Genomic DNA, 23,614 nt, shown 5'->3' on the forward strand with positions numbered 1-23,614 from the left:
CTTCATGGGCACCGACCGGCCGCACGTGCTGCGTCAGGCGATCCACTGCTGCCGCAACTTCGGCACGGTGTCCATTGTTGGCGTCTATGGCGGCTTCGTTGATAAAATCCCCATGGGTTCGGCAATCAATCGCGGACTGACCTTTCGCATGGCGCAGACCCCGGTTCAGCATTACCTGCCGATGCTGATGGAGCGTATCCAAAAGGGTGAGATCGACCCGTCTTTCGTTATCACCCACCGGGCAAGCCTCGAAGAAGGTCCCGAGCTTTACAAGACATTTCGAGACAAAAAGGACGGCTGCATCAAAGTCGTCCTCAAACCCTGATCGGAGACAATGATATGGCAAACACAGCCCGTCCCCTCGCCGTCGTTACCGGCGCTTCGTCCGGCATCGGACTTGAACTGGCCAGGATCGCCGTCGGCGAAGGCTATGATCTTATTATTGCCGCCGACGAACCGGACATCGAAAGGGCTGCGGAAAAACTGCGGCTAGAGGGCGCGACGGTCGATGCCATGACGATCGACCTTTCGGACTTTGCGGGGGTCGAAAAGTTCTGCACGTTCATAGCCGACAAGGGCAAGCCCGTTGACATTCTCCTCGCCAATGCAGGCCGTGGACTCGGCAAGGGCTTTCTCGATCAGGATCTCACCGAAGCGCTGCACGTTGTTGACACCAACATCACTGGCACAATCGCTTTGATCCATAAGATCGGCAACGCGATGCGCCTACGGGGCGAAGGACGCATTCTCATCACCGGGTCGATAGCGGGCTTCATACCAGGCACCTATCAGGCAGTTTATAACGGTACCAAGGCCTTCCTGAACAGTTTTTCCTTCGCCCTGCGTGAAGAGCTTGAGGACACCGGCGTGACGGTCAGCTGCCCTATGCCGGGTGCCACGGACACCCGCTTCTTCGAGCGCGCGCATATGCTTGACACAGCAATCGGCCAGTCCAAAAAGGATGACCCTGCTGATGTCGCGCGGGCCGGATTCGACGCCATGATGGGCAACGAGGGCGACGTCGTCAGTGGCTGGAAGAACAAGCTCCAGTCGGCAATTGCGAACATCACACCGTCGGGAATGCTTGCCGGGCAGCATGCCAAAACAGCAGCACCAGGATCGGCGAAGGAATAATGATGACTTACTGTCAGTATTGGTTTGAGTGTCCACGATGCCATCCTCGTTGATCCGCGAGAGCAGTTATGATGAGATATCCCGAACTTTGTCGATCTGGTTTGTCACAAACGGGCGACGCTACGATTATCTAGACGTTCCACCGGACATATACGCCGGTTTTCGACGGGCGTTTTCTAAAGGCCGGTATTTCAATCAGCACATCCGCGATCAGTATAGATATCGTGTCGCCTTGATCCGGCATTGACGATGTATATTCGCCGTACGAACGCTGGGGCGATTGGGGGCAGCCGCGCGGCAGGGGGTCCCTTCAGTGACCGGTTTAATCGTAGGCGGCCGTCACTTTCGCGACCCCGGCGATCCGCGATAAAATGGACAGAAAGACCAGCATTGCTGTGGAAGGGCGGCGATCAAGGAATAGATGGGCGTTATCCCACGCCCATGTTAGACCCATTCTCTCCGAAGATACGATCGCCAGCGCTACGGCACAACACCGCCCAGCCCGCCAAGTTCGTGCGCGCTTGAAGGTCGTTACGGCCGGCGAATAATTGAAATCGTCGGCTATTTCGGAATTTGAGTACGTCCATCTCGGGACTTGCTTCCGACTGGGTCGGAACAAGTCGGGCGGAACGAGGCCATAGCGTTCGTTCGACCGACGCGATTAGTTCCACAGGCAAGACAGAGGAGCGGCGAACAGACGATCTCCAAACGGCAGCACCTTGTCACCATCATAGAGAACCATGCCGACCTGAAAGCTATCTCCCGCAATCTCGGCAAGCTTTCGCTATCCTTTAAAGTCTGCCGCGGACACCGTTGCGGCGGCCTCACCTCGATCGCAACAATGGCGCCCGCATCATCCTCAAGAAGATGTCGACCTCGAGCTGATCTTGGTCGCGATAGTGATGCAATGTTGAGACCGTATCGCTCCATGTCGCCAGCTTGAGAATTTCTCAGACGACAAAGCCTCAAGCAAGGAGCCGAAGAGCGAGCGGTCTCCGGCAATCCGGTCAGATGTTGCCCCGACCGGCAGCAAGCAGTCCCGTGTCGAGGAAATGCAGCAGGGCGCGAACTAATACCGATTCAAAGGAACAAATCGCGATCCTCATGGTTCAACGCTTTTCACGAGGAGAAATATAATGGCTACTGCTGATGACACATTGAACGACTGGCTGCGGGACGCCCACGCCATGGAACAACAAGCTCTCACCATGCTCAAAGGACAAGAGAGCCGGCTTGAGAGCTATCCGGACCTGCGTGGACGTATTTCGCAACATATCGGTGAAACCGAGCGCCATGCGGACATGGTGCGGAAATGCCTAGAGCGTCGAAACACAGACACCTCTAGCCTGAAAGACGCTGGTGCAAAGCTGACTGCGCTCGGCCAATCCCTGAGCGGCATCTTTGTAAGCGATGAAGTCATGAAGGGCTCGCTGGCAAGCTACACATTCGAGCACATGGAGATCGCCAGCTACAAAATGCTGATTGAGGCTGCTGACTACGTCGGCGACGGTGAAACAAAATCCGTGTGCGAGGCAATCTTGCGGGATGAAGAAGCGATGGCGGCTTGGCTCGCGGATCAAGCAGGGGAAGTTACGCGAACGTTTCTACAGCGCGAGGCGCGTGCTTCCAGCGCAGCAAAGCGCTAGTGGGATACGGCCCAGATGCTCGCTCCTAATGCTCTGCTCAATCAACCCAATATCCGCATTTTCGGCTCTATCGGCAATGCCACGTTTTGGGATGTCATCAACCAGATCCAACGATTGCGAGCTGGCCAGGATGATCTGGTCCTCGAGTTGTCTACAGAAGGGGGCGATGCCGATACTGCAAGGAGGATAGCCCTCGAGATCTCTGTGTTCATCCGCGATACCGGTCGGCAGGCTTATTTTGTGGGCAAGTCGTTTGTCTATTCCGCCGGCATAACCATCATGTCGGCTTTCCCCACCCCAAATCGTGCCTTGACGTATGATACCACGCTCTTGGTGCATGAGCGCCATACCAAGGAAACCATACAGCTGGATGGCCCGATGCAAGCTAACATTCAAATCTTACGCGAGCACCTTGCCATATTGGAGACGGCCCAAAGACTGGAGGCACAAGGCTTTCGGGATCTCATCGCCGAAAGCAAAATGGATTTACCGACCTTATACGAGCGCGCCCGGGAAAATTACTATATCACTGCCGCGGAGGCGTTGGAGCTGGGAATTGTAGGCCGCGTTCTTTAGGCGCAACTCTTTCATACGACAACTCAACGAGCCGTCGCAACTTTGGCTGCCGCATTCAACGAAGCTTCGGCTAAAGCAGTCAAAGCTTCGTCCGTTTTCGTCTCTTCTTGCAAGGCGGTGATGAGAAACTTCTGCGCATCTTTGAGTCCGAGGTCACCGGCCCACCGGGTCAAGGTGCAATAGCGGGCTATTTCATAATGTTCAACCGCCTGCGCTGCCGATGCAAGTCCAGCGTCCATGGCGGGTTGCCCCTTGAAATCCTCAATAATTTTTTCGCCTTGAGCGATTATTCCCTCGATTGCGTCGCAGGTCTTGCCTTGTGCGCGCTTGCCGAAAATCTCGAAGACGTGCTGCAAGCGTTCAACATGCACTTCGGTTTCCATGCGATGCTTTTCAAAGGCCGCTTTTTAGGTCGGGGTGGGATCCAGCCCTTCCATCTTCGGCAAAGCTTTGAGGATTTCCGGTCTGTGTAGTAGATATCTTTCAGTGTTTCATGAAAGGAGCGTTTCGAGTGTTTTCTCGACCATGTCATGTCCCTCATTGCTTGATTGGAGTCAGTGAGACAACGACAGCAGGTAAAACGACTCGTTGATTCAGGGATATTGCGCCGAAACGCCTGGCCCGCCAGAACGTTCCGAAGAATACTGTGGACCTGGATAGATAAGCCGCCGGCAAAGATAACAAAGTACAAGCAGAAAATTGATGAAGCCAAGCGCTGCCACAGCAGTTAGGGGCAGATTGGACGGGTTTCATGGCATTAAATAATGGTCGAGGCGGGGCGGACCCGCCCTTAGCAATACCATCATGCCCAGCGCCTTCAACGCAGTCTGTTCAGACGCTTTGCCACGAGATCAAGGCTGCACTTGGCAAGGCCGTATCGCCACCGATGATTCGTCGCCTCGACCCGACCTTGGTAGAAAAGCGCAAGTCGCCGGTCTTGTAATATAACTGTGGAATGACCGTTTTCTCCCAATCCCCCCGGGTCGAGCACCGGTCCAACCGAGACGTATGGCCCTTTGATGTCATCCGCGATAGCGAAAAAAACCCGTTGCCGACTGCCGCGTGAGCCCTGGGGAAGAAAGCAGGTGGCGTTGAGCAGTATCTGCCCGCCTGGAAGTTCAACTATTTGCGCTCCTTCTAAACCCCACTCGTAGTCAGGGTCTTCACGGGAATTGTGGTGAAGAAGCTCGGCGTGGTCCAAGATCTTGCCGACGCGTTTCCAGGGCCCGAACCAGGAATCGGACATGCTTCGCGCCAGATAAATGTCAGGCTGCGGCACCCGTGTGAACTTAGGCATACCGGAATAAACAATGTATCGCTTACCTCCCACGATCGCCGGGTGGGGATCGTAGATACCGTCCTCATCGCTATCGGGTACCGACATCAGTGCCGGGCTCAATACTACCCAGTGAAAGCCGTCGTTTGACACGGCGTGTTCGCAGCGTCCCCCTGATTTCATGAATTCCGTCTGTATGAACATGTGGAAGACGCCGCACTCAAAAATGACGCCAGGCGCGGCCACACCCGAACCGTTGACGGCTAGATTGACTACCTCATGCTCGGTCCATGGCCCGGAAAGATCTGGTGCAGTTGCGTGAAGTATCCGCCATGTTTCGCTGGTCACAGTGCCGCTTGAGCCGAACACGTGCCACAGCGTACCGTCGAAAACCGGACACGGGTCCTTGATGTCATCCACACACTCGGGATGAAACAATGGGAAGACGTTGGTTTCAAAAACAATCTTCATTGCATCGGCTTGATCTTGCACCGCTCTGACTCCGGGCATTTATAGATGAATTAGCATCAGTCATCGATTTGATAAAAAAGCAATTCGCCCTAAGTGTGGCGCTAAACTGTATTGACGCCGCCGGTGGTTCGTTTTGCTCATAACAAACGTCTGGATGGACACCTTGTAGCTTTTGTTGAGGGGAGCTTGAGGACTTGAGGAATCGTTTTACGGAGGTTGGAACAAGTTGGTCCCAACAGTAGTTTTAACTAAGGCTTTGAACCGAGGGAACATAAGCATGGTTGCGGCGAGGACAGGTAGCCGATTGGGTAAATTAACTTCTCCCGGCGATCTTAGACTCTTCTGTTTTTCTCATCTAAGGTGGGACTCCATCTGCCAGCGGCCGCAACACGTTGCCCGGCTCGCGTCTCAGCAAAACAGCGTAATCTATTTTGAGTCGCCCATTTTTCAGCACGGGGCACGCCCGGCGCTGAAGGTAAAGACCCTTTCTTCAGGCATCGAAGTCGTGACACCCGTGCTTCCTTTCGATGTCTCTGCCGCAAAAGCCCAGGTCCTCCAGCGGGATATTCTGGACCGGCTTGTTGCCCAGGTCCCGCGGGGCAGGCTGACAGGATGGTACTACACTCCGGTGGCTCTGCGCTTCAGCGACCATATTGCCTGGGATGTCTGTATTTATGATTGTATGGAGGAATTCTCTGCCTTCGAGGATGCACCGGCACGCTTGGTGGAAATGGAGAGGCGTTTGCTAAAGCGTGCGGATGTAGTGTTTACCGGGGGCCAGAGCCTCTTCGACGTCAAGCGAAGTCTGCATCGCTCTGTCTTTCCCTTTCCGAGCAGCGTCGATGTTGGTCATTTTAAACAGGCGAGATCACCGGGTGACGATCCCGCCGATCAGGCGGGCATACCGCATCCCAGAGTAGGATATTTCGGGGCCATAGATGAGCGGCTCGATGTCGATCTCGTCGCCCAGACCGCTCGAGCGATGCAGGATGTGCATTTCGTAATGATTGGCCCAGTGGTCAAAATAGACCCGGCCAACCTGCCTCAGAACCACAACTTGCATTGGCTTGGGACCAAGAGCTATGACGATCTGCCGGACTATCTTCGACATTGGAAAGCCGGTTGGATGCCTTTCGCGCTGAATGCAGCAACCCGCTATATCAACCCCACCAAGACACCGGCGTTTCTTGCAGCCGGACTTCCGGTCGTTTCAACAGCAATCGTTGACGTTGTGCGTAGCTACGGTGCCGCAGGCCTTGTGCAAATTGTCGATGACGAAGATATTACCGCGACGTTGCGCCAGGTTTTGGCCCAGCCGCAGAACCCACTACTTGCAAAGATCGACGCCCGTCTAGCAGACATGTCGTGGACGCAGACATGGGCCGCGATGTCGGGCCATGTGGAGCGCGCATATGCGACAAAAAACGTCCTGCCATTTCGCGCGAAAGCTGGGGTATGTTCGACAGGCTGTGCCGGTCCCGGGAGACTGTTCTCCGTTCCGAATCCCGCAAATAACAATGCGGTCAGTTATCGATCCGAATAAACCCGTTGAGGTGCATCCCCAAATAAGTCGCGCGCTTCCAAAGTAGGGACCCGAATTTGTGCCGCCGGGGGTGATTGTATCATGGTGCGGGAACTAGTTGCAAAACCATGGTATGCGGCGATCGCCAAACATCTGTTCGTCCGGCGGAAGGCTTGTCACGTGCGTTCCGGACTGTGTTCAGCTGACGCAGCAAATGAGGCTAACTCGGCTAGACCAGCTTAAAGGCGGCGTAGGCCACGACTTCAACAGTCGACTGACGCCGCATGCTTTTGAATTACAGAAAAATACCAAGCTCCTTGGCTTACAACCTTTCGGCGCGCTCGTCTGAGGTTTGCAAAACGCCGAATAACCGAGGGGCGGTCGTGTCGGGAACATTTCTAGATATCGCTGGTTAGTGAGTTTGGTTGCTGAAAGCGCCACTGGCCCCGACGAGGTTCCACTGGATGCCGAGCCGCCGCCCGTTGATGTTGGCTTAACAGGAAAGTCCCCGGTAGATGCACATTTCGTTTGACAGCAGCAGGTTCGAGAATGCCGGTCCCTTCGATGTTTTGATTTGTTTTTCCCACCTTCGCTGGAACTTCGTTTATCAGAGACCTCAGCATTTGATGACCCGGGCTGCGAAGGGCGGCCCTGTTTACTTCATAGAAGAGCCAACGTTCCAGGCCAATGTCACTCCTCACTTGGCAATCAAGCCTACTGCCGAAGGAGTGATCGTGGCCGTGCCGGTCCTGCCCATTGGCCTCGATGACGCACAGATCGTCCAATTGCAGCGACAGCTTCTTGACGATCTGTATGTCACCCTGCCTATTAGCCGTTTGACATGCTGGTACTACACCCCAATGGCGCTTGTCTTCAGCCGCCATATTGTCCCTGACATGTGTGTTTACGATAACATGGACGAACTTTCGGCGTTTCGCGGCGCTTCAACGCAAATGCTGGAACTGGAGCAAGAGTTGTTCAGCCGTGCGGATCTTGTCTTTACGGGCGGCCGCGCTTTGTTTGAGGCCAAAAGTGATCGTCACAGCAATATCCATTGCTTTCCGAGCAGCATCGACGTGGCTCATTTCTCGAAGGCCAGAGCGGCGATTGGCAATCGACCCGACAGGGAGCCGGCTGCTCCACGCCTCGGGTTTTTCGGCGTTATTGACGAACGCCTGGATCTCGATCTCATTCGGCAAGCATCGGAGCTCAGACCTGGCTGGCAGTTCATAATGATAGGTCCTGTCGTGAAGATCGATCCCACGACTTTGCCACAAGCACAAAACTTGCACTGGCTCGGTGCAAGGGAATACGCCGATTTGCCGGAATGTCTGGCCGACTGGGATATAGGCATCATGCCGTTTGCCATAAACGCTTCGACGGAATTCATAAGTCCGACAAAAACACCGGAATTCCTGGCAGCCGGCGTGCCCGTGATTTCGACCGAAATCAAGGACGTCGTCAGGCCCTACGGGGACATGGGACTTGTCGAGATCGCCGATAGTGCTGGCGAGTTCATTGCAAAGGCCGAACATCTTCTGGCGCGTCCGCGGAAAGAATGGCTGGCAAGGGTGGATGACTTTCTTGCCACCATGTCATGGGACATGACATGGGAGGCGATGACCACCTTGATGCACCAGGTAACAAAGCCTGCAGCAAAACAGATGCGCTTTTCTTTATCGAGAAACCTGCGGGCCTTTGACTGGCTGATAACCGGAGCAGGCTTTGCCGGTAGCGTTCTGGCCGAGCGATTGGCAAGCCAGCGTGGCGACAAGGTGCTTCTTATTGATAAACGCCCGCACATAGGCGGCAATGCCTATGACGTCTACAATTCCGCTGGGCTGCTGATTCATAAGTACGGCCCACACATCTTTCACACCAACTCGGACCAAGTCCTCAACTATCTTTCCGCGTTCACCAAATGGCGGCCGTATGAGCACCGGGTACTGGCGGAGGTGGATAAAATGCTTCTGCCGATCCCCATCAATCTTGACACTATCAACAAGCTCTACGGACTAAGTCTTTCGTCGGAGGAACTCGAACAATGGTTCCAAAATCGTGCAGAACACGTCGACGAGATCCGCACTTCCGAAGATGTGGTTGTCAGCCGCGTTGGCCGGGAGTTGTACGAAAAGTTCTTCCGTGGATATACGCGCAAACAGTGGGGCGTTGATCCGAGCGAGCTGGACAAGTCCGTGACTGCGCGCGTACCCACGAGGACAGACCGCGATGACAGGTACTTCGCCGACAAACACCAGTGCATGCCTGCCGGAGGGTACACTCGCATGTTCGAGCGAATGCTCGATCATCCAAATATCAAGATTATGTTGCAGACCAACTTTGACGAGATTGAGAGCCAGATCGAGTATCGACGCTTGATATATACCGGACCAGTCGATGAGTATTTTGGTTTCCGCTACGGCAAGCTTCCATATAGATCGCTGCGCTTCCATCATGTTACGCTGGATAAGGAATGGCACCAAAGCGTGGCGGTGGTGAATTATCCCATGGAACACGAATACACACGCGTGACGGAATACAAGCATCTCACCGGCCAACAAAGTTCGAGGACAAGTTTAACTTATGAGTTTCCTTCTGGCGTCGGCGATCCCTACTATCCTGTGCCAAATCCCGAAAACGCAGAGCTTTACAAGAAGTACGATAGCTTGGCCCGTGCCACGCGGGATGTTCTGTTTGTCGGACGTCTAGCGACTTATAAATATTACAACATGGATCAGGTTGTCGGCCAGGCGCTGGCAACATTTCGCCGCATCGAGGCAGAAATTCCCCGATCCCGTGAATCTCGGCAGAGTGAAACGCAATCTGGCCTGATATCGCATGCCGGCTGATAAACTCAGCGAGGTCCAAGGCATGCCGGAGCTTTGGGGCGGCGTGGAATGCAGCATTGTCCGGGTTCGCAATCGCTGGCGCAATCAAAGCATAGACACGGGTCACTCATCCCGATTGAGCGATATCGATGCGGTCGCTGAGCTTGGGATCCGGACATTGCGCTATCCTGTGCTTTGGGAAAGCATTTCGCCAAAGTCGCCGGATGAGGTCGATTTCCGTTGGCACGACGAACGCCTCCTAAAAATGCAGGAGCTTGGCATGGAGCCGATTGCTGGACTTCTGCATCACGGCAGTGGGCCTCACTATACCGATCTGCTCGATGCGCAATTTCCGGCATTGCTAGCTCAGCACGCCAAAAACGTAGCTGGCCGTTATCCGTGGATCACTCAGTTTACTCCGATTAACGAGCCTTTGACGACCGCGCGATTCAGCTGCCTTTATGGACATTGGTATCCGCATCGTCGGTCGGAAAGAGATTTTTGCCGGGCTATGATAAATCAATGCCGGGGCATCGTTCTCGCGATGCGGGCAATACGGGCGATCACGCCAGACGCCAAACTAGTTCAAACCGAAGACCTTGGCAAAACCTTCAGCACGCCGCTTTTGCAGTATCAAGCTGATTACGACAACGAGCGGCGGTGGCTCACCTTCGATCTTTTGCTGGGGCGCGTAGACAGATCCCATCCTTGGCATGCGATATTTCTTAGCCACGGGGTTTCGGAAAAGGAAATGTCATTCTTCTTGGAGGGGCCGTGCCCGCCTGACACGGTAGGAATAAACCATTATCTAACCAGCGATCGTTTTTTGGAGCACCGACGCACCCACCGCCCGCAGCATCAAAAAATGAGCGGAAACGGTCGTCACAGATACTGCGATCTTGAAGCGGTACGGACTCAATTGCCTCAAGGGTTGACAGGCCCAGAAGCACGTCTGCGGGAGGTGTGGGATCGATACCATCGGCGAACAGCCATCACAGAGGTTCACCATGGATCGACCCGAGATGAGCAGGTAAGGTGGCTTGCGGAGGTCTGGGAGGCGGCGAAAACTCTTCGGACCGAAGGCAAAGACATCTGCGCTGTTACAGTGTGGGCGCTTTTTGGCGTTGAAGACTGGAATAGCCTTCTCATGAAGCGAGACGGTTTATACGAGCCTGGTGCATTCGATGTGCGCGGCACTTCTCTTCGCGTGACAGCCTTGGGACGAGCCACGAAGAATATTATTTCCAGCGGAGTCATCAGCCATCCGGTTTTGGACAGTCCGGGCTGGTGGCACAGTGATCACAGATACTACAGGGCGCACATCACCCGATCGGCCACCGCTCCTGCACTGCGGCGCACGATCCTGATTCTGGGAGCCGCCGGAGCACTGGCCAACGCCTTTGTTCGGATCGCCCAATTTCGCGGCCTGGAATGCATTGTGATGCACCCGTTGGAACCGGCGGTTTCAGGGGCGCAACTGGTTCAAACGCTGTTGCGAAAGAGAATTTGGGCCATCGTCGATGTGGCGAGCCCGGACATCGATGAACATATAGCTGAGAATTCTTTGGCTCGACATAGAACTTATCAAATAGCCGAAATCTCTATGCGGGAAGGCCTGGCCTACATCGGTTTTGCAAACAAGCCTTGTTCCGAAAAGGTGTATTCCATAAGCATCGAGATTGGTGCTGGATTTGGGCCGTGGGACACTGATGGCCCAGTCGTTAATTTAATAAGAGCCCTCCGGGCAGGTGCCACCGTTGGTCTCGACTCGCGCACACCAGTCAAAGCATCTTATATTCCCGACGTCGTCAATAATGCTCTTGATCTTCTTATTGATGGCGAATCAGGCCGATGGCGATTGATAAATCGCGGAGAAATGACTTGGTTCGACTTTGGGCACTTGATTGCGAGGAGCGCCGGCCTTGACCCAAAGCTGATCACAAAAGTCTCCACTGAACCGTCCGGTGGTCTCCACCCCAACGAAGTCGCCACAGTCATGCCGACATTGGTTGACGCTCTGTCCCGCTTCATTCGCGACTTTGACCAGAACACGACTTTACTGCGGGCGGCGGCGGAGTAGTTAGTTGGAAGGCATGCACGATCCCACTGCGCATTAAGTGAATGCATAGTACGAAAGGAAGATTGATTTTGCAGAAGAGCCCCTTCAAGAGCTTTTTCAGGGGTGGCTTTGAGTGCTCGACTCACCGGCGTCCGGGATGGCAGGCGGTTGGACGTTCTCGCCGCAACACAACATGACCACAGGGCCGAAGCAGACTATCGTGAACTCGCTGCGCACAGTAGTAGAGGACGGCAGTGTCAGCCAGTTGCGCCAACAAGGTGGGGTGTTTGACGAAATGTGGAAGCTGCAGGCTGAGGGATTGACTGTAAATGGCGTGCTGCAGGATGGCCGACGGTCCCCGCATTGCTTGCAGGAGGGAAAAGGCGGTCCTGCCTCTTCGCCGCCGACCCTTAAAGCTGCTCGGCAAGCTGGCTTCATGGCTCACGCGGAGCAGCCGCGCGCGGTAAAAACTGTCGCTTCGACAAGCGCGCCCGTTTAACTCTCCTCCTCAGTGTCGCTATATAGTCTCTCGGTTGCCCGCCGCCGCGCCCTTTGCGCTCTTGGCTGGCTCCTCAAGACGAAAGCAAGGGTCAGCTTTCACAAAGGTGGCAAGGGCCGGCACAGCCTATTGCCGGTAGTGTCAACGCTCCGACAATGGGTGAGTAACCGCGCAAAGAGAAAACGTTCCTGTGATTTTACCTGTCGCAAGAGCAGCCAGTCAGGCCGACAGTTCATGCCTCGAAGCAAACGCAATAACAGGGCACACACGATATTTTACTGGACGGACTACTTTCGGGAACTTTTAGACAGCCCAAAGATTGGAAGCGCTCCATGCAACGGCGTGGTAACGAAGCGAGAGGAGTCGCCCGTGACTTTTTTGCAGAAGCTATTGGATGTCTGGCGGCAAACAAATCTTCCCTCACGACGACTGCTGTCTGGATTCTCATTGAAGCTCCTTTTTGTTGTGGGATTTGCAACTGGCCAAATGTGGTCTGACTGGGGATTCACAAACGCGTGGGCGACGATGCTTTTCCTCAGCGGTATGCTTTCTTGCATAATTGCGATGGCCAGCAAAGAGCGGGCGCGTCTCGGTACCCTCACCCATTGGGACGAGGCATGCTGGTTCCTGTTCATAGCTATGATGGCTAGGTAATGTGTCGCTAAACTTACTCCTTCGTGAAACCTCCAGCATCCGGCCCCCGTGGCACGCACAGAGGCCGCCTAAGGATGACTGCATCGGGCTGCCACCGGCAATAAAGGTACGCGAACCCGTCTGCCAAATTCCCTCAATGGCCCGGCTTGTTGTGCGACCGGCCGCGCAGGACGCACGCAGCGTCCGTAGGCGAGCTTCTCGTTACAACTGAGGCGATGATTTGCTGAGCGTCAAACGAAGAAGGACGTGAGCATCGCCTCACCTGGCATGAATTTCTGAAGCCCAACTCGTTTCCATTTCCGGCGCGGGGCCCCGCCATGTGGTTGTACAAGCCGTCGCTGCAGTTAGTGGAACAAACTGCGCGGATCAGGGTTGGGCAGGGCGGGGAGGAAACATTAGAGAGGTAATTATGCCAAACCAAGGCAAATCGGGGGCGGGTCGGACAACCGCAGGTCCGCATCCGCCCGGCAGGCTCGAAGGACACGTCCGGCCAGCAGAAACAAACGGGTGGCTCCAGGGCTCGCGACAGGGGCCTGGTTCATGCCCGCCAATTCGTTGACGGCGTCTTTCAAACTCAGGGAAAATATTATGAAACCATTTCGGATTATCGCGATGTCGCTGGTGCTTCTGGCGGCAGCCTGCAGCGATCAGTCAAAACAACAAACCGGCGGCACTGAGAATAAGCCCAATCCCACAAAGCCAGCTCAATAGGGCCCGCTTCCTCACAATTTGGTCCAAGATAGCTGTCTCTCAGGCTCCAATCGCGTTACTTCAGAGGTGCGCGCCTGTCGCGTCATTGATGGAGCCGTTCGCATGCGGTCATATCGACCCTTCGCATCGGCTTCTGGAGTCTCTCAGCGTCAATCTTTTTCGGGTTCAGGTTCGCACCACCTCGCGGCGCCGCGCCGGATGAGGAAGCTCAGCGGAAGAGTTTTCAGGCCGCAAGAGCGCCCGCAATGCCAGTGATACAGGCATAAATGACGCCATCGCGCGCATCACGATTCTATCGGCGGGGATGCGTTACCGGAAGGGATTTCGCCGATTCTCCCGACAGCTGACTTGATCAGATCAGTGTTCTGCGTTGCGTCTTTTATAAATCTCCTGCCCCGGCGGCGTGACATTGGATTGATGAACTGACCGCGGCGCCCTCAGGCCGACCCGAGCGTTGCCGACGATGTTATTTTGCATCGGAAGGTGAGGGCGTATCCACCGCGCTCGGCGGCTTTTTTTCAACGTTCTCAGGCGCGTTCGTTTGGATATTTGTTCGCTCGGTCTCGACCGGACCGGCCGGACCGCGACGGTCTACATATAGGTAAAAGCCCCCAGCGATAAGCGTGACGACAACCGCGAAAGCAATCCCATAAATTCGTGCTTGAGTACTCATCAATCTTTCCTTCAATTGGATACTCCGGCCTTGTTCGAAGGGGCGCTCGGTATCGATCATGCTGTTATAACTTTATTCCGACTGCGCTTATGCCAGCTTCTTTTTCGGCATCATTGTAAAAATTCCGCTGGGCGCCCAGTGCGCTTGCCTTCGATGCACACTGCTTGCTTTGTCCATCCAGACGTAACAATTTGATCTCCACGCCGGGTTGTTTCAGTCTATTTCATTCGGATTTTCTGCATCCAATCCTGCTGGCTTTTTCAAACAGTACGAGTCAACAACAAACGCCCTAGGTTGTTCCCCTCTCGTCCTCCAGCGGACAAGCTGAACATTCGTGCAGCAACTGCGAGATTACTCATGCTCCACCGGAACCTTCGATAAAGAATGGATGTGCTTGCCGCCGTCGCACCCGGCAGCAACGGAAATTGAACACAGACAGTTACAGCACCGGCTGCGTAAATTCCTGAAGAACAGACGTTTGCATCTGTGATGACTTTGCCTCAATCATTCGTAAATTCTTGATCTAGGTCAGTCGAACCCGTATCCAAATGGCAAAATCACGGATTGTTGCCAATCGATTACGGCACCGGGCCAGATTCGAAGCACAAGGACAGTTTTCAATCTTACCAATCGTCGGGAACGAAATGCGAAACTCGAGGTTCTACCGATATTATTGGGAGAAAAGACATGAGCCTCGACCATTTGTCGACCTTAGCGCACTGTCTGGTTCGGAATGCTTGAAGCGGGCATTTTCCAGCATTTGCACAGATCGCTCACAATGACACAGATACGCGGGAATATATTGCGAGTAAATTAATTGCACGATGGCATGAGGGCGCAATAACAGAAGCGGCGCTTTGTGCCGGTCTCCTTCGCCCAGCCACGGGACAGGATCAGTTTTTGATGTTCGTCCCAGTGATGGGTCGCACACCAATCAAGGTGCGCAGGTCGTGAAGTTCTCGCCGCGGGCGGCGAGATTCGTCAAGAGCGGTTTGTCCGGGCCACCTTTTAGCAATGCGCAATCGTACTCCGTTTCGATCAGCTGCACGCCGTACCGGCAGCTCCTACGTGTGGAACGTTTTTGATATCGCTGGTTAGGTGGCGGCTGCGTTCAGCGCGGCTAGGGCCCGGTCTATCTTTGGCCACCCACCCAGCGGGCCCCTCATCAACTGTCTGGAACGTTTAGGCGTTTGAGCAGTTGGGTGCACCCGAGGGTTAAGGCGCTCGTTTCTTAAAAAATGAAATCAGAGAGGAAGATCAATGTATTATACCGACAAGAAACTGCAGTTCCCTGTTCGAGTAGAAAAGCCAAATGCCGTTTTTGCCCGCGCCTTACAGCAGGCGATCGGTGGCGTTGAGGGCGAAATTCGCGTTGCCCTCCAGTATTTTTTTCAGGCGTGGGGCGCGCGCGGCCCGGTTAAGTATCGAGACATGCTTCTTAATACGGCCACGGAAGAGCTAGCTCACATTGAAATGCTGGCAACGGCGGTCGCGCTAAACCTGGAAAATGCTCCGCTGTCCATGCAGGAAGAGATGTCTGCCGATCCTATAGGGGGCGGTGTTCTCAATGGCATGAACTTCAGACACATCCTTTCGACGGGTCTTGCTGCGTTGCCAGAAAACGCCAACGGCGTCCCATTCTGTGCTTCCCACGTGTATGCCAGTGGAAATCTCGCAGCAGACATGATGGCAAACGTCACCGCGGAAAGCAGCGGTCGCGTGCTCGCAGTACGCCTTTACAATATGACAGATGATCCTGGTATGAAGGAAATGCTTTCATTTCTAATCGCAAGGGATACCATGCATCAGCAACAATGGCTGGCCGCGGTTGAAGATATGGGCGGGTTGCAAGCATCGCTGCCCATCCCGAACTCTTTCCCGCAGAAGGAAGAGCAGGAAGACTTCAGCTACGCATTCGTAAATTGCCTGATCGATGGCGTTGAGCCCCCTGAGGGCCGCTGGTCAACAGGGAAGTCAATCGACGGGAAGGGAGAGTTCGCCACCGTTGACGCGCAACCCCTTGGCGTCGAGCCCACCCTTGCCCCTCCTCGTCCTGAAGGTGGCGCACAGGTGGAGCAAATGCTGCAAGACAGAACGCTTGGTGAAGCCTAATAGGTTAGAGCGCCATAAGGAGTTGAATATACGAACGAAAGGACTGGCCTGATACGATGCTGCTTGTCAATGTTATGTTTGGTGGGACTTACCGCTACCGAAGGTAGTTTTGTTACGGGCACTTTGTTCCGGGCACCTCCCTTTATACTCCGTTCGTAAATTAATAGAGCTGGTTTTAGGTGTATGGGCGGGCCCCGCCGTCTGGGGCCCGCTCGCCGCACGCTTGTAGCCTGTGCCCGCTCTTAGGTTGCAATTACTTCGTCCGCCGCCCCGGGGTCATAGGAGCGCAGACTGTAGTGCCCAGTTGCCGTAATGCGAAGCAGATGCCTGCTTCGCATTACGGCATACAGCCTCCGCAAATCGGCGTGGGTTTGCACCCTGCTTTCCATGCCGTGTAAAGCACACGTGGTGCAGGTGCCATCACGGAATTCGGCTTCAGCAAAGTAGCAGCAGCGACGCAAAAGGGGAGCGCCGGCCACGCGCATCACCAAAATCTATATCCGACGGCGCCCACAGCAACCATTTTATTCCGAACCGCGGTCCGTCAGCCTCACGGTTTCAGCGACCTCTTTTTTGGCTGCTGTTTCAAAGTCAGGCTCGGAGCCTTTGCCTTTTCGTGACTTCTCATCTCCGCTCTTTGATGCACGGCCTGATCTATCGGTTTTTTCCTCGACAATTTTCGACATCATTTATTCCTCCATTTGGCTCGACGCCAAATCCGTTGGAACCATCAAAGCCTCAGATCCAAAGGCACGACATTGCGACCTTCTGCAGCGCATTTCGCTTCTGGCTGCAGGACGTTCCGGCTGTTTTCGCGAGCGAAAGCATAGGCTGTTGCTTGGCCGATGCCGCTCGACGCGCCCATAGGCACCACGACGGCGCGTTCAAGTCCCGTGTCATCCGTTTAATCCTTGGAACCTGAGACGGTCGAGGCGACGATCGAAACGGGATCACTGCACGGAAAGGTATCTTCTAGTCCCTTCTCCAACTGCTCTTCCATCGTGCCCGTGTCACCGGCAGTGCGGGCGCTTTTGCGGCTTGAAATTTCCTCTGCCAAACTTTCTTCGTCCGGCGCGGCTACCGCGAGACGGGTCATGAGATCTTTTGCATACTTTATCGCCGACAGGCGATTGAGGTTGTCGGTAGCCGGTGGAAGTGTTACTGCGGCGATGCCGCCCTCCTGCGAGACGAATTCGACGGTGTAACCGTCTTTTCCGCCACGCTCCGGATGAACCTGGACGCTGATCGAACTCATGGAACTACTCCTTCCATTGCGAAGTATTGGCTTTCACTCGGCAGCAAAACGTGCGTAATTATTGGCCGTCCTGAGAAGCGGTATTAGCGAGACATCGCTGATCATGTTGACCGCTCGTTCTGGCTCCACCCAGATTCGCGTTCTTTCTTTCTGCTCGGGCCATTGCCAAAGTTGCTCGGTTACCTGCAACGCATAGACGGCAACCTTCACTTTCGTTTTTCCCGTCGCAAATTCCTTCTGATAAGAATACGAACCGATCGGCTGTTTGGAAACAGCACCAATGACGCCGGCCTCTTCCTTTGCTTCTTGAGCCGCCGCGCTCGCATCTTTTTTGTGCTTCATCTTCCATCCCTTGGGGATGATGTAGCGTTTTGTCCGGCGGCTGGTGATCAGAAGTATGGTAACGCGCCCCCTACTGTCCAACCGGTAAGGAAGGGCTGCCACTTGAGGCGCGGCTCGGCCGGTCTTTTTTTCGCTCTTAGCCATTATAATGTTTGCCTTCTCAGCCTACTTATTTAGCTCCTGTGCCATCATCAGATGATGTTCAAGGTGTGGGCGTGTGCCCAAGCCTCTTAATCAGGATTATCTCTGCCATCGTCATTTTTTTAAACAGATCAACAGCATCCCTGTGAGCTGACACCTGATCTGGCCCGGCCCCGCCGTCTCCGATTCATTCAGGAACCGCAATTGAAACGAAGTTATCAGCCAAAAGATGCAGATCGATTTGCAATTCGGCACCGCCGACAACTTTTCCGTGTCCGGTCAAAGCCAAATCCGGTTCAAGCCCAGCGAGTTTACGCACTGAATCGTGGGCGGCATTCCAGTCTTGGGTGAAATAACGCGGTGGCCCGTGAAGCTCGGGCGTCTGCACAATAGCATGATATGCCGATTCCTGCCGCGTTGTTATAAAAGCGTCGCCTGCCAACAAAGTTTTATCGCACTCGCGCCACAATGAAATGTGGCCCGGCGTGTGACCTGGGGTGTGGATCCACTTCCAGTCTTTTAGATCGGGCACATGGCCGTCGGCGGGCAACTCTAACAGATTACCGGAAATGTCGATTGGCTTTCGAGGAAACAAAGGCGACAACAACGTCATGATGCCTCCACCCGCGCGGGCAGCGGGCGGAGGATAGGATTTTCCACCATTTAGAAAAGGAATCTCAAGCGGGTGGGCATAGACTGGAACACCCTCCCAGCGTTCGAGCAGGGGCTCCAGCGATCCTATATGATCAAAGTGGCCGTGCGTCAGGACAATACATCGGGGTGTGGCGAAGCTTCCGAAGCGAGCCTCCGCGGCGTCGATAATCTCGCTATCATAGCCCGGTATACCAGCATCCACCATGACCCAGTCGCTTTTCGGGAAGCCGATGAATGCGATATTCACTATGCCGGTCTTCAAATAGGCTAAGTCGTTCCTCACCTCAATCGCACCCGAATCATCCTGGATGCCGTCGATCACAGTGCGTTGGGGTAGCGGAAGTTGTTCAGCCATCGTCTCGTCCTTTTCGACACCCTAACCGGAGAAGAGGGGATTCGTTCCCTCGCAGAGCTTTTGAGTGGCATATCCTGCGCTATCGAGTGATAAGTGCCAAAAATACAAAGATCAAATTTCAGAACTATCAAGCATGAAGCCTCACAATGAGACTTCCGCAAGCGCAGTCAGGGGAGGATCGTCTTGATGGTATGTTCGGCGTACGTACTGAGTTTAAGCCGGTCTTCGATGGTACTTAATTTTTGGCGGCAAAAATCAGATACGTCGTTATCTCGAGAGACAGATCTATCCAACAACGCCAGCGATTGGTATTTTGCTTGCAGGTGATGCAACGATAGTTCCAGATGGCCAATCTGTTCACTTGGCAACATTCGTCGAGCGTTCGGTGGGAAACCCACAGAATTCCGGGCGCGCCTCTCTTTCCCTGCCCGCTGAAAAGCCGCATTCAGCAATTTCAACCTCTGCTCCGATCGTTCATGACAATAGGAAATCCTCGCCCTGAAGAGAGCGTCCTCGGTTGTTAGCTTTCGTAAACCGCCGCACAATTGTCTTTCGCAAAAAAGTGTGCGTCTCAGGATCCTGATGAAAAGATTGTCAAACGATTTATGAGTCAATTCAACCTCGCGTCAATTTGTGACGTCAGCAACTAACCGCCATGCAGCCCAGATGTTCCCCGCTTTTTCCCCGGGGCAAAATCCACGTATTGGTCGCGAATTGAGTGAGCAGGAACCAACAGCGGATCGGGAACTTCCGCAAGCACACAGAGCGACGCGCCTATGTGAACGATTTCAGCCGTTCGAAATTTGGGCGATCAACATCTGTTTGGTGTCCCCGTGAGCAAACGTCATTGAATAATTTCTGGAGCGAAGGGTGGCGGACGCCTGCAGAAATCCGCTCCGCGGTCGCTACACCCGAACAACGGACAATCCCGACCGAACACTGGCTTTCAGCCACTGCTTCAAATTATGGAGCAATGAGAAGTTGGTTGTATGTGCTGAGAAGCAAATTAAGCGATGTCAATTCGGTTCTGATCGGATGCAGGCGACGCTGATGGTCCGAGCTACGAAAGGTGGGTTCCAATCTAACCGGCGGGTGCCAGAAGAGGTTGCGATAGGGTGACGGGGATTTGGAGAAGCCACATGCGACGGCATACTGTTGAGCCAGTGATCGATGTACACAACTCCAGACAAATTCTTGTTGCATCCGTTATACATCCTCATGCGTTTCTATCAGCGATTGTGATCTGAGAGTTGAGGCATTGACGGCTTTTAATGTGCTCTCCGAAGCCACCATGTCCCCATGACCAGCCAGAGACGTGTGCGATAAACAGATTCTGCAGGCAAAAAAGGGCATCTCCACTTCCCGGCCAAAAACGAGAAAGGGCTCCGGTGACGTTGTTGCTGAGCTTTTTGAGCTTCGACCGGCCAAGATATAGTCCGCTCTTTTTGGCAGCGGCAACGAAGGCGGCGCGCGCGAACTCTACCGGGACTTAGCCGATACAGCGTCGAGGCACGCCTGGCGGGCGTCTTCCAACAACAGGTTTTCGTCAAGCGGCAGCAAGGGACGTGATCCTTCTTTTACCATCCGCGGAGAGCGTCCGCACTTTGATTGGTTTTGAACATATCGAAACTCCTTCGCAAATCGAACACGCAAACGTTCCTTCTTCTCAGGCAAAAAGATGCAGAACAAAACTCCACGCGGCTGGTTGGCTCCAGCACAGGAAATGTGGACTGCCAGAATGCAGTACAGTGAAACCGAACGACGCATTTTTAGAGCTGGCTTATAACCGCGCCTGCCGCAGGTTTGGCCACGATCCTGTGAGACACCCGCGGGCGTCGATTCTTGAACAAGCCATTGCCACCTTTTCAGCAAAGATACCGCGACTTTGAAGTGATGGCCGCTAGGGCAGCCAACCGGGACTATAGCTCGAACAACAGGTAGATCCAATGCTCGCTTCCAACGCATTGCTCAGCCGGCCCAACATTCCTATTTTCGGTTCTATCGGAAACGCGGCGTGTTGGGACTTTCTCAATGCTCTGCAACAAAACTGGGGCAGACGATCTCTTGCTGGAGCTGTCAACGGAAGGCGGCGATGCCGATACTGCAAGAAGGACAGCTCTTTGAGATTTCTTTATTCATTCGGCCGGCTAGCCTACTTTGTCGGTAAGTCATTAGGGCCTTCAGAATTTTGCGCCCGGCAACTAAATGTTTTCAGCGTTTCATGAAAAAGGGTTTCAAATGTTTTCTCGCCACCCTACGATCTTTCCTTGGTGAGGTCGACGACAAACGAACTTGAAAATTAAAAAAGCCGTTCGACAGCGGCTTGGATGCGACACTCTTTCCCGGGTCAATCCTGCGACGTCGTTTGGACTTAAGCTTCCAGAACCGAATTGCGGCTTACTTGGCCAAGGGAATGCAGGAGCTGTTGCTTGCCCCGGTTAAGCCTGCTCTTGACCGTACCCACAGGGCATCCACAAATTACAGACGCTTCTTCATACGAGACGCCAGCAACGCATATCAGCATGATCGGTTCGCGAAATTCTGGTCGAAGCTGATACAACGCTTCCTCCAGTTCCCTGCCCCGCAAGCACCATTCCTGGCTGGCGGGATGCGGGATCGCGGTTTCGGCAATATCGGCTTTCGTACCGGTCGGTTCGCGCTTTTTTCTTCTGAACGACGTATTAAAACTGTTTCGCATTATCGTGAACAGCCACGACCGAAGTCTTGTGCCGGGTACAAACGTCTCGAGGCTATTTAATGCTTTTTGCAACGTTTCTTGAACCAGATCGTCAGCGTCCTCCGCGTTGCGGTGAAATGTCCGTGAAAATGCGCGCATCGCTGGAATCAGAGCCACCATCTCTTCCTGCAAATGCGACCGTATATTTTCACTTAACATGGACATCTCTCCCTTCCTTCTTTCAATGAACGCGCAAGGCGAGTGTTCCCTTTTTCTTAATGACTGTCCGGCAGGAGACAATTCATGTAGAATATCCGGGAACGTTCGCCGCATACCGTGGTGTGGAGCGGAAGGCTATAAAAATGGACGAGAAGCAACTGGAAGAGGCGCTACGACGCTATGCCTCCGAGCTTGCCGAGCTGCCTGTTTCGCCGGCGATCACGGCACTTTGTCGACGAGTTCAGCAGGGCCTCATGGCCAGGCATATCCAAGAAAGCGCTGCACCGAGGTCCCCGAATGCCAATCACCCGGATGGCACGCCTGATCGGAATGAAGAAATCTAGAGACCCTAAACTCCTGAACAATCATCAGGCCGCACTCGCGGCGGCACAATCCCATATCGTCAAAATAATAAGCCCCGGCGAAATCTGCAATTGTTCCGTACGTCAATTGCTTTCTCAAGAGCGACCCACCTCATGCGGCCGCAGCGTCTGTTCTCAAACCTGTACGATATGCAATGAGGAACACTTCGATATGCCTGAACGCGCTCGGCTCAATCGTTATTCCGCTCTTAGCCGTCGAGATCTTCGGTAAGCGCACCCAGCAAGACCTGCGAGGTTATTGAGGGCATCATCGCCGAAAGCGAAGAGATTATGGATGACTTCAAAGGTCACCCTGCTCTTGACGCTTGCATCCGCAGCACAGGCCTTCGAACATTACGAGATCGGCCGCTATGGAACGTTCGCGCTGGGCCGGCGAACTCGATATGTAAGACACACAGAAGCTTCTACTGACAAGCTTGCAGGAAGAGATAAAAACTGACGAAGCCTTGACCGCCTTGGCTGAAAATAAGCTCAATTCGGCAGCGAAAGCCGCCGCTCGCTCTGAATGCAAGACCGGGCCGTCGGCCTAGACTCGCTCGCGATCCGGCCGTGGCCTGACAGTCTCTTAGCTTTCGGGTGTGAAGTTCGTCGCTGGCGTGACCTTGCGGCAGAATGCGCAAACCAGATCGATGCGGGCTTGCACGTCATCAAGACATAAAACCTCGGAAGGGGTGTGCATATAACGAAGGGGCACAGACAGAACCGCGGTCGCTACTCCACCCCGACTTATTTGTACGAGGCGCCCATCGGTGGGGCTGGAAGATCCCGCTGCCTGTATTTGATAGGGGATATTGTGTGATTGTGCGGCATCGATCAGCATTTCATACATGACTGGATTCATATTGGGCCCTTGACACAACGCCGGACCCTTGCCGAGATGCAGTTGGCCTTCTTCCTCCGGCTTGGCCCACGGGTAATCGTTGGCGACCCCCATATCAACAATTATGGCAGTTTGAGGCCTTATATTGAATGCTGCGGTCTTGGCCCCGCGCGAACCGATTTCTTCTTGCACCGTGCCCAGTATGTAGACGCCGACTTCAGGATGCAAACCACCATCTTGCGACAAACAGCGAAGCGTCTCCGCGGCGATGAAAAGGCCGGTCTTGTTGTCGAAGGCCCGGCCAACGGCGCGGTTACCCGTCATAGTAGCAAAGTCTCCGTGAACGGTCACTGGAGTACCCACCGACACTAGGGCTTCGGCCTCTTCCCGCGATCCGGCTCCTATATCGATCCAAAGATCTTTTAACGACGGGGTTGACGTCGTATCCGCAGCCTTGAAAGTCTGAATTGCCGTGCGGCCAATCACGCCGACCACGCATTGACGCCCGTGCACATATACCCGCTGGCCGATTTCGGTAGCGACGTCGATACCGCCAATTGAGCTGAAGAAGAGAAACCGAAGAGAGCAATGGAAGGAGGCCGTCCGG

At 54.2% G+C, this 23,614-nt stretch carries 18 protein-coding genes and 3 pseudogenes; 12 read left to right on the forward strand and 9 right to left on the reverse strand.

Annotation, left to right across the window (positions count from 1 at the left end; genetic code table 11):
- The 5 genes and pseudogenes from PHA01_RS23135 to PHA01_RS23155 form a co-directional block, all read left to right on the forward strand.
- Positions 1–325, forward strand: a pseudogene (locus PHA01_RS23135) (glutathione-dependent formaldehyde dehydrogenase); the annotation flags it as partial.
- A gap of 14 nt (positions 326–339) precedes the next feature.
- The gene (locus PHA01_RS23140; RefSeq protein WP_271898667.1) at positions 340–1,134 is read left to right on the forward strand and encodes an SDR family NAD(P)-dependent oxidoreductase; all 795 of its coding nucleotides are present in this window, start codon (positions 340–342) and stop codon (positions 1,132–1,134) included.
- Positions 1,135–1,171: 37 nt separating this feature from the next.
- Entirely contained in the window at positions 1,172–1,381 is a 210-nt protein-coding gene (locus PHA01_RS23145; protein ID WP_271898668.1) for a KTSC domain-containing protein, read from the forward strand.
- An 889-nt stretch (positions 1,382–2,270) separates the two neighbouring features.
- Positions 2,271–2,780 carry a ferritin-like domain-containing protein gene (locus PHA01_RS23150; RefSeq protein ID WP_271898669.1) on the forward strand — a complete coding sequence of 170 codons (510 nt, stop codon included), beginning with the start codon at positions 2,271–2,273 and terminating at the stop codon, positions 2,778–2,780.
- Positions 2,781–2,795: 15 nt separating this feature from the next.
- A complete protein-coding gene (locus tag PHA01_RS23155) occupies positions 2,796–3,356 on the forward strand; it encodes an ATP-dependent Clp protease proteolytic subunit (protein WP_271898670.1) in 561 nt (186 codons plus the stop codon).
- Between the two features lie 23 nt (positions 3,357–3,379).
- On the opposite strand, the pseudogene PHA01_RS23160 reads toward PHA01_RS23155, so the two are convergent.
- Positions 3,380–3,883: pseudogene (locus PHA01_RS23160) on the reverse strand (YciE/YciF ferroxidase family protein).
- Positions 3,884–4,173: 290 nt separating this feature from the next.
- Positions 4,174–5,124: a glycoside hydrolase family protein gene (locus PHA01_RS23165; RefSeq protein ID WP_271898672.1), complete on the reverse strand. Its 951-nt coding sequence runs from the start codon at positions 5,122–5,124 to the stop codon at positions 4,174–4,176.
- A 484-nt stretch (positions 5,125–5,608) separates the two neighbouring features.
- Here PHA01_RS23165 and PHA01_RS23170 point away from each other — a divergent pair, with 484 nt between their 5' ends.
- The 5 genes from PHA01_RS23170 to PHA01_RS23190 all read left to right on the forward strand — a co-directional run bounded on the left by PHA01_RS23170 (position 5,609) and on the right by PHA01_RS23190 (position 13,376).
- Positions 5,609–6,646, forward strand: coding sequence for a glycosyltransferase (locus PHA01_RS23170; protein WP_271898673.1), 1,038 nt, complete (start codon positions 5,609–5,611; stop codon positions 6,644–6,646).
- A 605-nt stretch (positions 6,647–7,251) separates the two neighbouring features.
- Complete coding sequence (glf, locus tag PHA01_RS23175; RefSeq protein ID WP_271898674.1) at positions 7,252–9,474, forward strand: UDP-galactopyranose mutase; 2,223 nt, start codon at positions 7,252–7,254, stop codon at positions 9,472–9,474.
- Positions 9,464–11,533, forward strand: coding sequence for a dTDP-4-dehydrorhamnose reductase (locus tag PHA01_RS23180; RefSeq protein ID WP_271898675.1), 2,070 nt, complete (start codon positions 9,464–9,466; stop codon positions 11,531–11,533). Before glf ends, PHA01_RS23180 begins: the two co-directional genes overlap by 11 nt.
- Before the next feature lie 112 nt (positions 11,534–11,645).
- On the forward strand, positions 11,646–12,011 hold the full coding sequence (locus PHA01_RS23185) for a hypothetical protein (RefSeq protein WP_271898676.1): 366 nt from the start codon (positions 11,646–11,648) through the stop codon (positions 12,009–12,011).
- Between the two features lie 1,194 nt (positions 12,012–13,205).
- Positions 13,206–13,376, forward strand: coding sequence for a hypothetical protein (locus PHA01_RS23190; protein WP_271898677.1), 171 nt, complete (start codon positions 13,206–13,208; stop codon positions 13,374–13,376).
- A gap of 466 nt (positions 13,377–13,842) precedes the next feature.
- Here PHA01_RS23190 and PHA01_RS23195 read toward each other — a convergent pair whose 3' ends face one another.
- Positions 13,843–14,109, reverse strand: coding sequence for a hypothetical protein (locus tag PHA01_RS23195; protein WP_271898678.1), 267 nt, complete (start codon positions 14,107–14,109; stop codon positions 13,843–13,845).
- A 1,200-nt stretch (positions 14,110–15,309) separates the two neighbouring features.
- Here PHA01_RS23195 and PHA01_RS23200 point away from each other — a divergent pair.
- On the forward strand, positions 15,310–16,161 hold the full coding sequence (locus PHA01_RS23200) for a manganese catalase family protein (protein WP_271898679.1): 852 nt from the start codon (positions 15,310–15,312) through the stop codon (positions 16,159–16,161).
- Positions 16,162–16,685: 524 nt separating this feature from the next.
- Here the strand turns inward: PHA01_RS23200 and PHA01_RS23205 are convergent.
- The 5 genes from PHA01_RS23205 to PHA01_RS23225 all read right to left on the reverse strand — a co-directional run bounded on the left by PHA01_RS23205 (position 16,686) and on the right by PHA01_RS23225 (position 21,810).
- Entirely contained in the window at positions 16,686–16,850 is a 165-nt protein-coding gene (locus PHA01_RS23205) for a hypothetical protein (RefSeq protein ID WP_271898680.1), read from the reverse strand.
- 215 nt (positions 16,851–17,065) lie between these two features.
- A complete protein-coding gene (locus PHA01_RS23210) occupies positions 17,066–17,416 on the reverse strand; it encodes a hypothetical protein (RefSeq protein WP_271898681.1) in 351 nt (116 codons plus the stop codon).
- Between the two features lie 33 nt (positions 17,417–17,449).
- Positions 17,450–17,902: an NUDIX hydrolase gene (locus tag PHA01_RS23215; protein ID WP_271898682.1), complete on the reverse strand. Its 453-nt coding sequence runs from the start codon at positions 17,900–17,902 to the stop codon at positions 17,450–17,452.
- Between the two features lie 184 nt (positions 17,903–18,086).
- On the reverse strand, positions 18,087–18,908 hold the full coding sequence (locus tag PHA01_RS23220; protein WP_271898683.1) for an MBL fold metallo-hydrolase: 822 nt from the start codon (positions 18,906–18,908) through the stop codon (positions 18,087–18,089).
- A 2,371-nt stretch (positions 18,909–21,279) separates the two neighbouring features.
- Positions 21,280–21,810 carry a sigma-70 family RNA polymerase sigma factor gene (locus tag PHA01_RS23225; RefSeq protein ID WP_271898684.1) on the reverse strand — a complete coding sequence of 177 codons (531 nt, stop codon included), beginning with the start codon at positions 21,808–21,810 and terminating at the stop codon, positions 21,280–21,282.
- Positions 21,811–21,947: 137 nt separating this feature from the next.
- Here PHA01_RS23225 and PHA01_RS23230 point away from each other — a divergent pair, with 137 nt between their 5' ends.
- Entirely contained in the window at positions 21,948–22,148 is a 201-nt protein-coding gene (locus PHA01_RS23230) for a hypothetical protein (protein ID WP_271898685.1), read from the forward strand.
- 604 nt (positions 22,149–22,752) lie between these two features.
- Here the strand turns inward: PHA01_RS23230 and PHA01_RS23240 are convergent.
- Positions 22,753–23,571: pseudogene (locus PHA01_RS23240) on the reverse strand (M20/M25/M40 family metallo-hydrolase); the annotation flags it as partial.
- Between the last annotated feature and the right edge of the window lie 43 nt (positions 23,572–23,614).

Origin of the sequence: Candidatus Phyllobacterium onerii (assembly GCF_028331445.1) — a bacterium.
Lineage (GTDB): Bacteria > Pseudomonadota > Alphaproteobacteria > Rhizobiales > Rhizobiaceae > Phyllobacterium > Phyllobacterium onerii.

What these genes read in the sequence shown, in the direction of transcription:
- PHA01_RS23140 (WP_271898667.1), top strand. Translation starts at nt 340, where the DNA reads ATGGCAAACACAGCCCGTCCCCTCGCCGTCGTTACCGGCGCTTCGTCC.
- PHA01_RS23145 (WP_271898668.1), top strand. Translation starts at nt 1,172, where the DNA reads ATGCCATCCTCGTTGATCCGCGAGAGCAGTTATGATGAGATATCCCGA.
- PHA01_RS23150 (WP_271898669.1), top strand. Translation starts at nt 2,271, where the DNA reads ATGGCTACTGCTGATGACACATTGAACGACTGGCTGCGGGACGCCCAC.
- PHA01_RS23155 (WP_271898670.1), top strand. Translation starts at nt 2,796, where the DNA reads ATGCTCGCTCCTAATGCTCTGCTCAATCAACCCAATATCCGCATTTTC.
- glf (WP_271898674.1), top strand. Translation starts at nt 7,252, where the DNA reads ATGACCCGGGCTGCGAAGGGCGGCCCTGTTTACTTCATAGAAGAGCCA.
- PHA01_RS23180 (WP_271898675.1), top strand. Translation starts at nt 9,464, where the DNA reads ATGCCGGCTGATAAACTCAGCGAGGTCCAAGGCATGCCGGAGCTTTGG.
- PHA01_RS23190 (WP_271898677.1), top strand. Translation starts at nt 13,206, where the DNA reads ATGCCCGCCAATTCGTTGACGGCGTCTTTCAAACTCAGGGAAAATATT.
- PHA01_RS23195 (WP_271898678.1), bottom strand. Translation starts at nt 14,109, where the DNA reads ATGATCGATACCGAGCGCCCCTTCGAACAAGGCCGGAGTATCCAATTG.
- PHA01_RS23200 (WP_271898679.1), top strand. Translation starts at nt 15,310, where the DNA reads ATGTATTATACCGACAAGAAACTGCAGTTCCCTGTTCGAGTAGAAAAG.
- PHA01_RS23205 (WP_271898680.1), bottom strand. Translation starts at nt 16,850, where the DNA reads ATGATGTCGAAAATTGTCGAGGAAAAAACCGATAGATCAGGCCGTGCA.
- PHA01_RS23210 (WP_271898681.1), bottom strand. Translation starts at nt 17,416, where the DNA reads ATGAGTTCGATCAGCGTCCAGGTTCATCCGGAGCGTGGCGGAAAAGAC.
- PHA01_RS23215 (WP_271898682.1), bottom strand. Translation starts at nt 17,902, where the DNA reads ATGGCTAAGAGCGAAAAAAAGACCGGCCGAGCCGCGCCTCAAGTGGCA.
- PHA01_RS23220 (WP_271898683.1), bottom strand. Translation starts at nt 18,908, where the DNA reads ATGGCTGAACAACTTCCGCTACCCCAACGCACTGTGATCGACGGCATC.
- PHA01_RS23225 (WP_271898684.1), bottom strand. Translation starts at nt 21,810, where the DNA reads ATGTCCATGTTAAGTGAAAATATACGGTCGCATTTGCAGGAAGAGATG.
- PHA01_RS23230 (WP_271898685.1), top strand. Translation starts at nt 21,948, where the DNA reads ATGGACGAGAAGCAACTGGAAGAGGCGCTACGACGCTATGCCTCCGAG.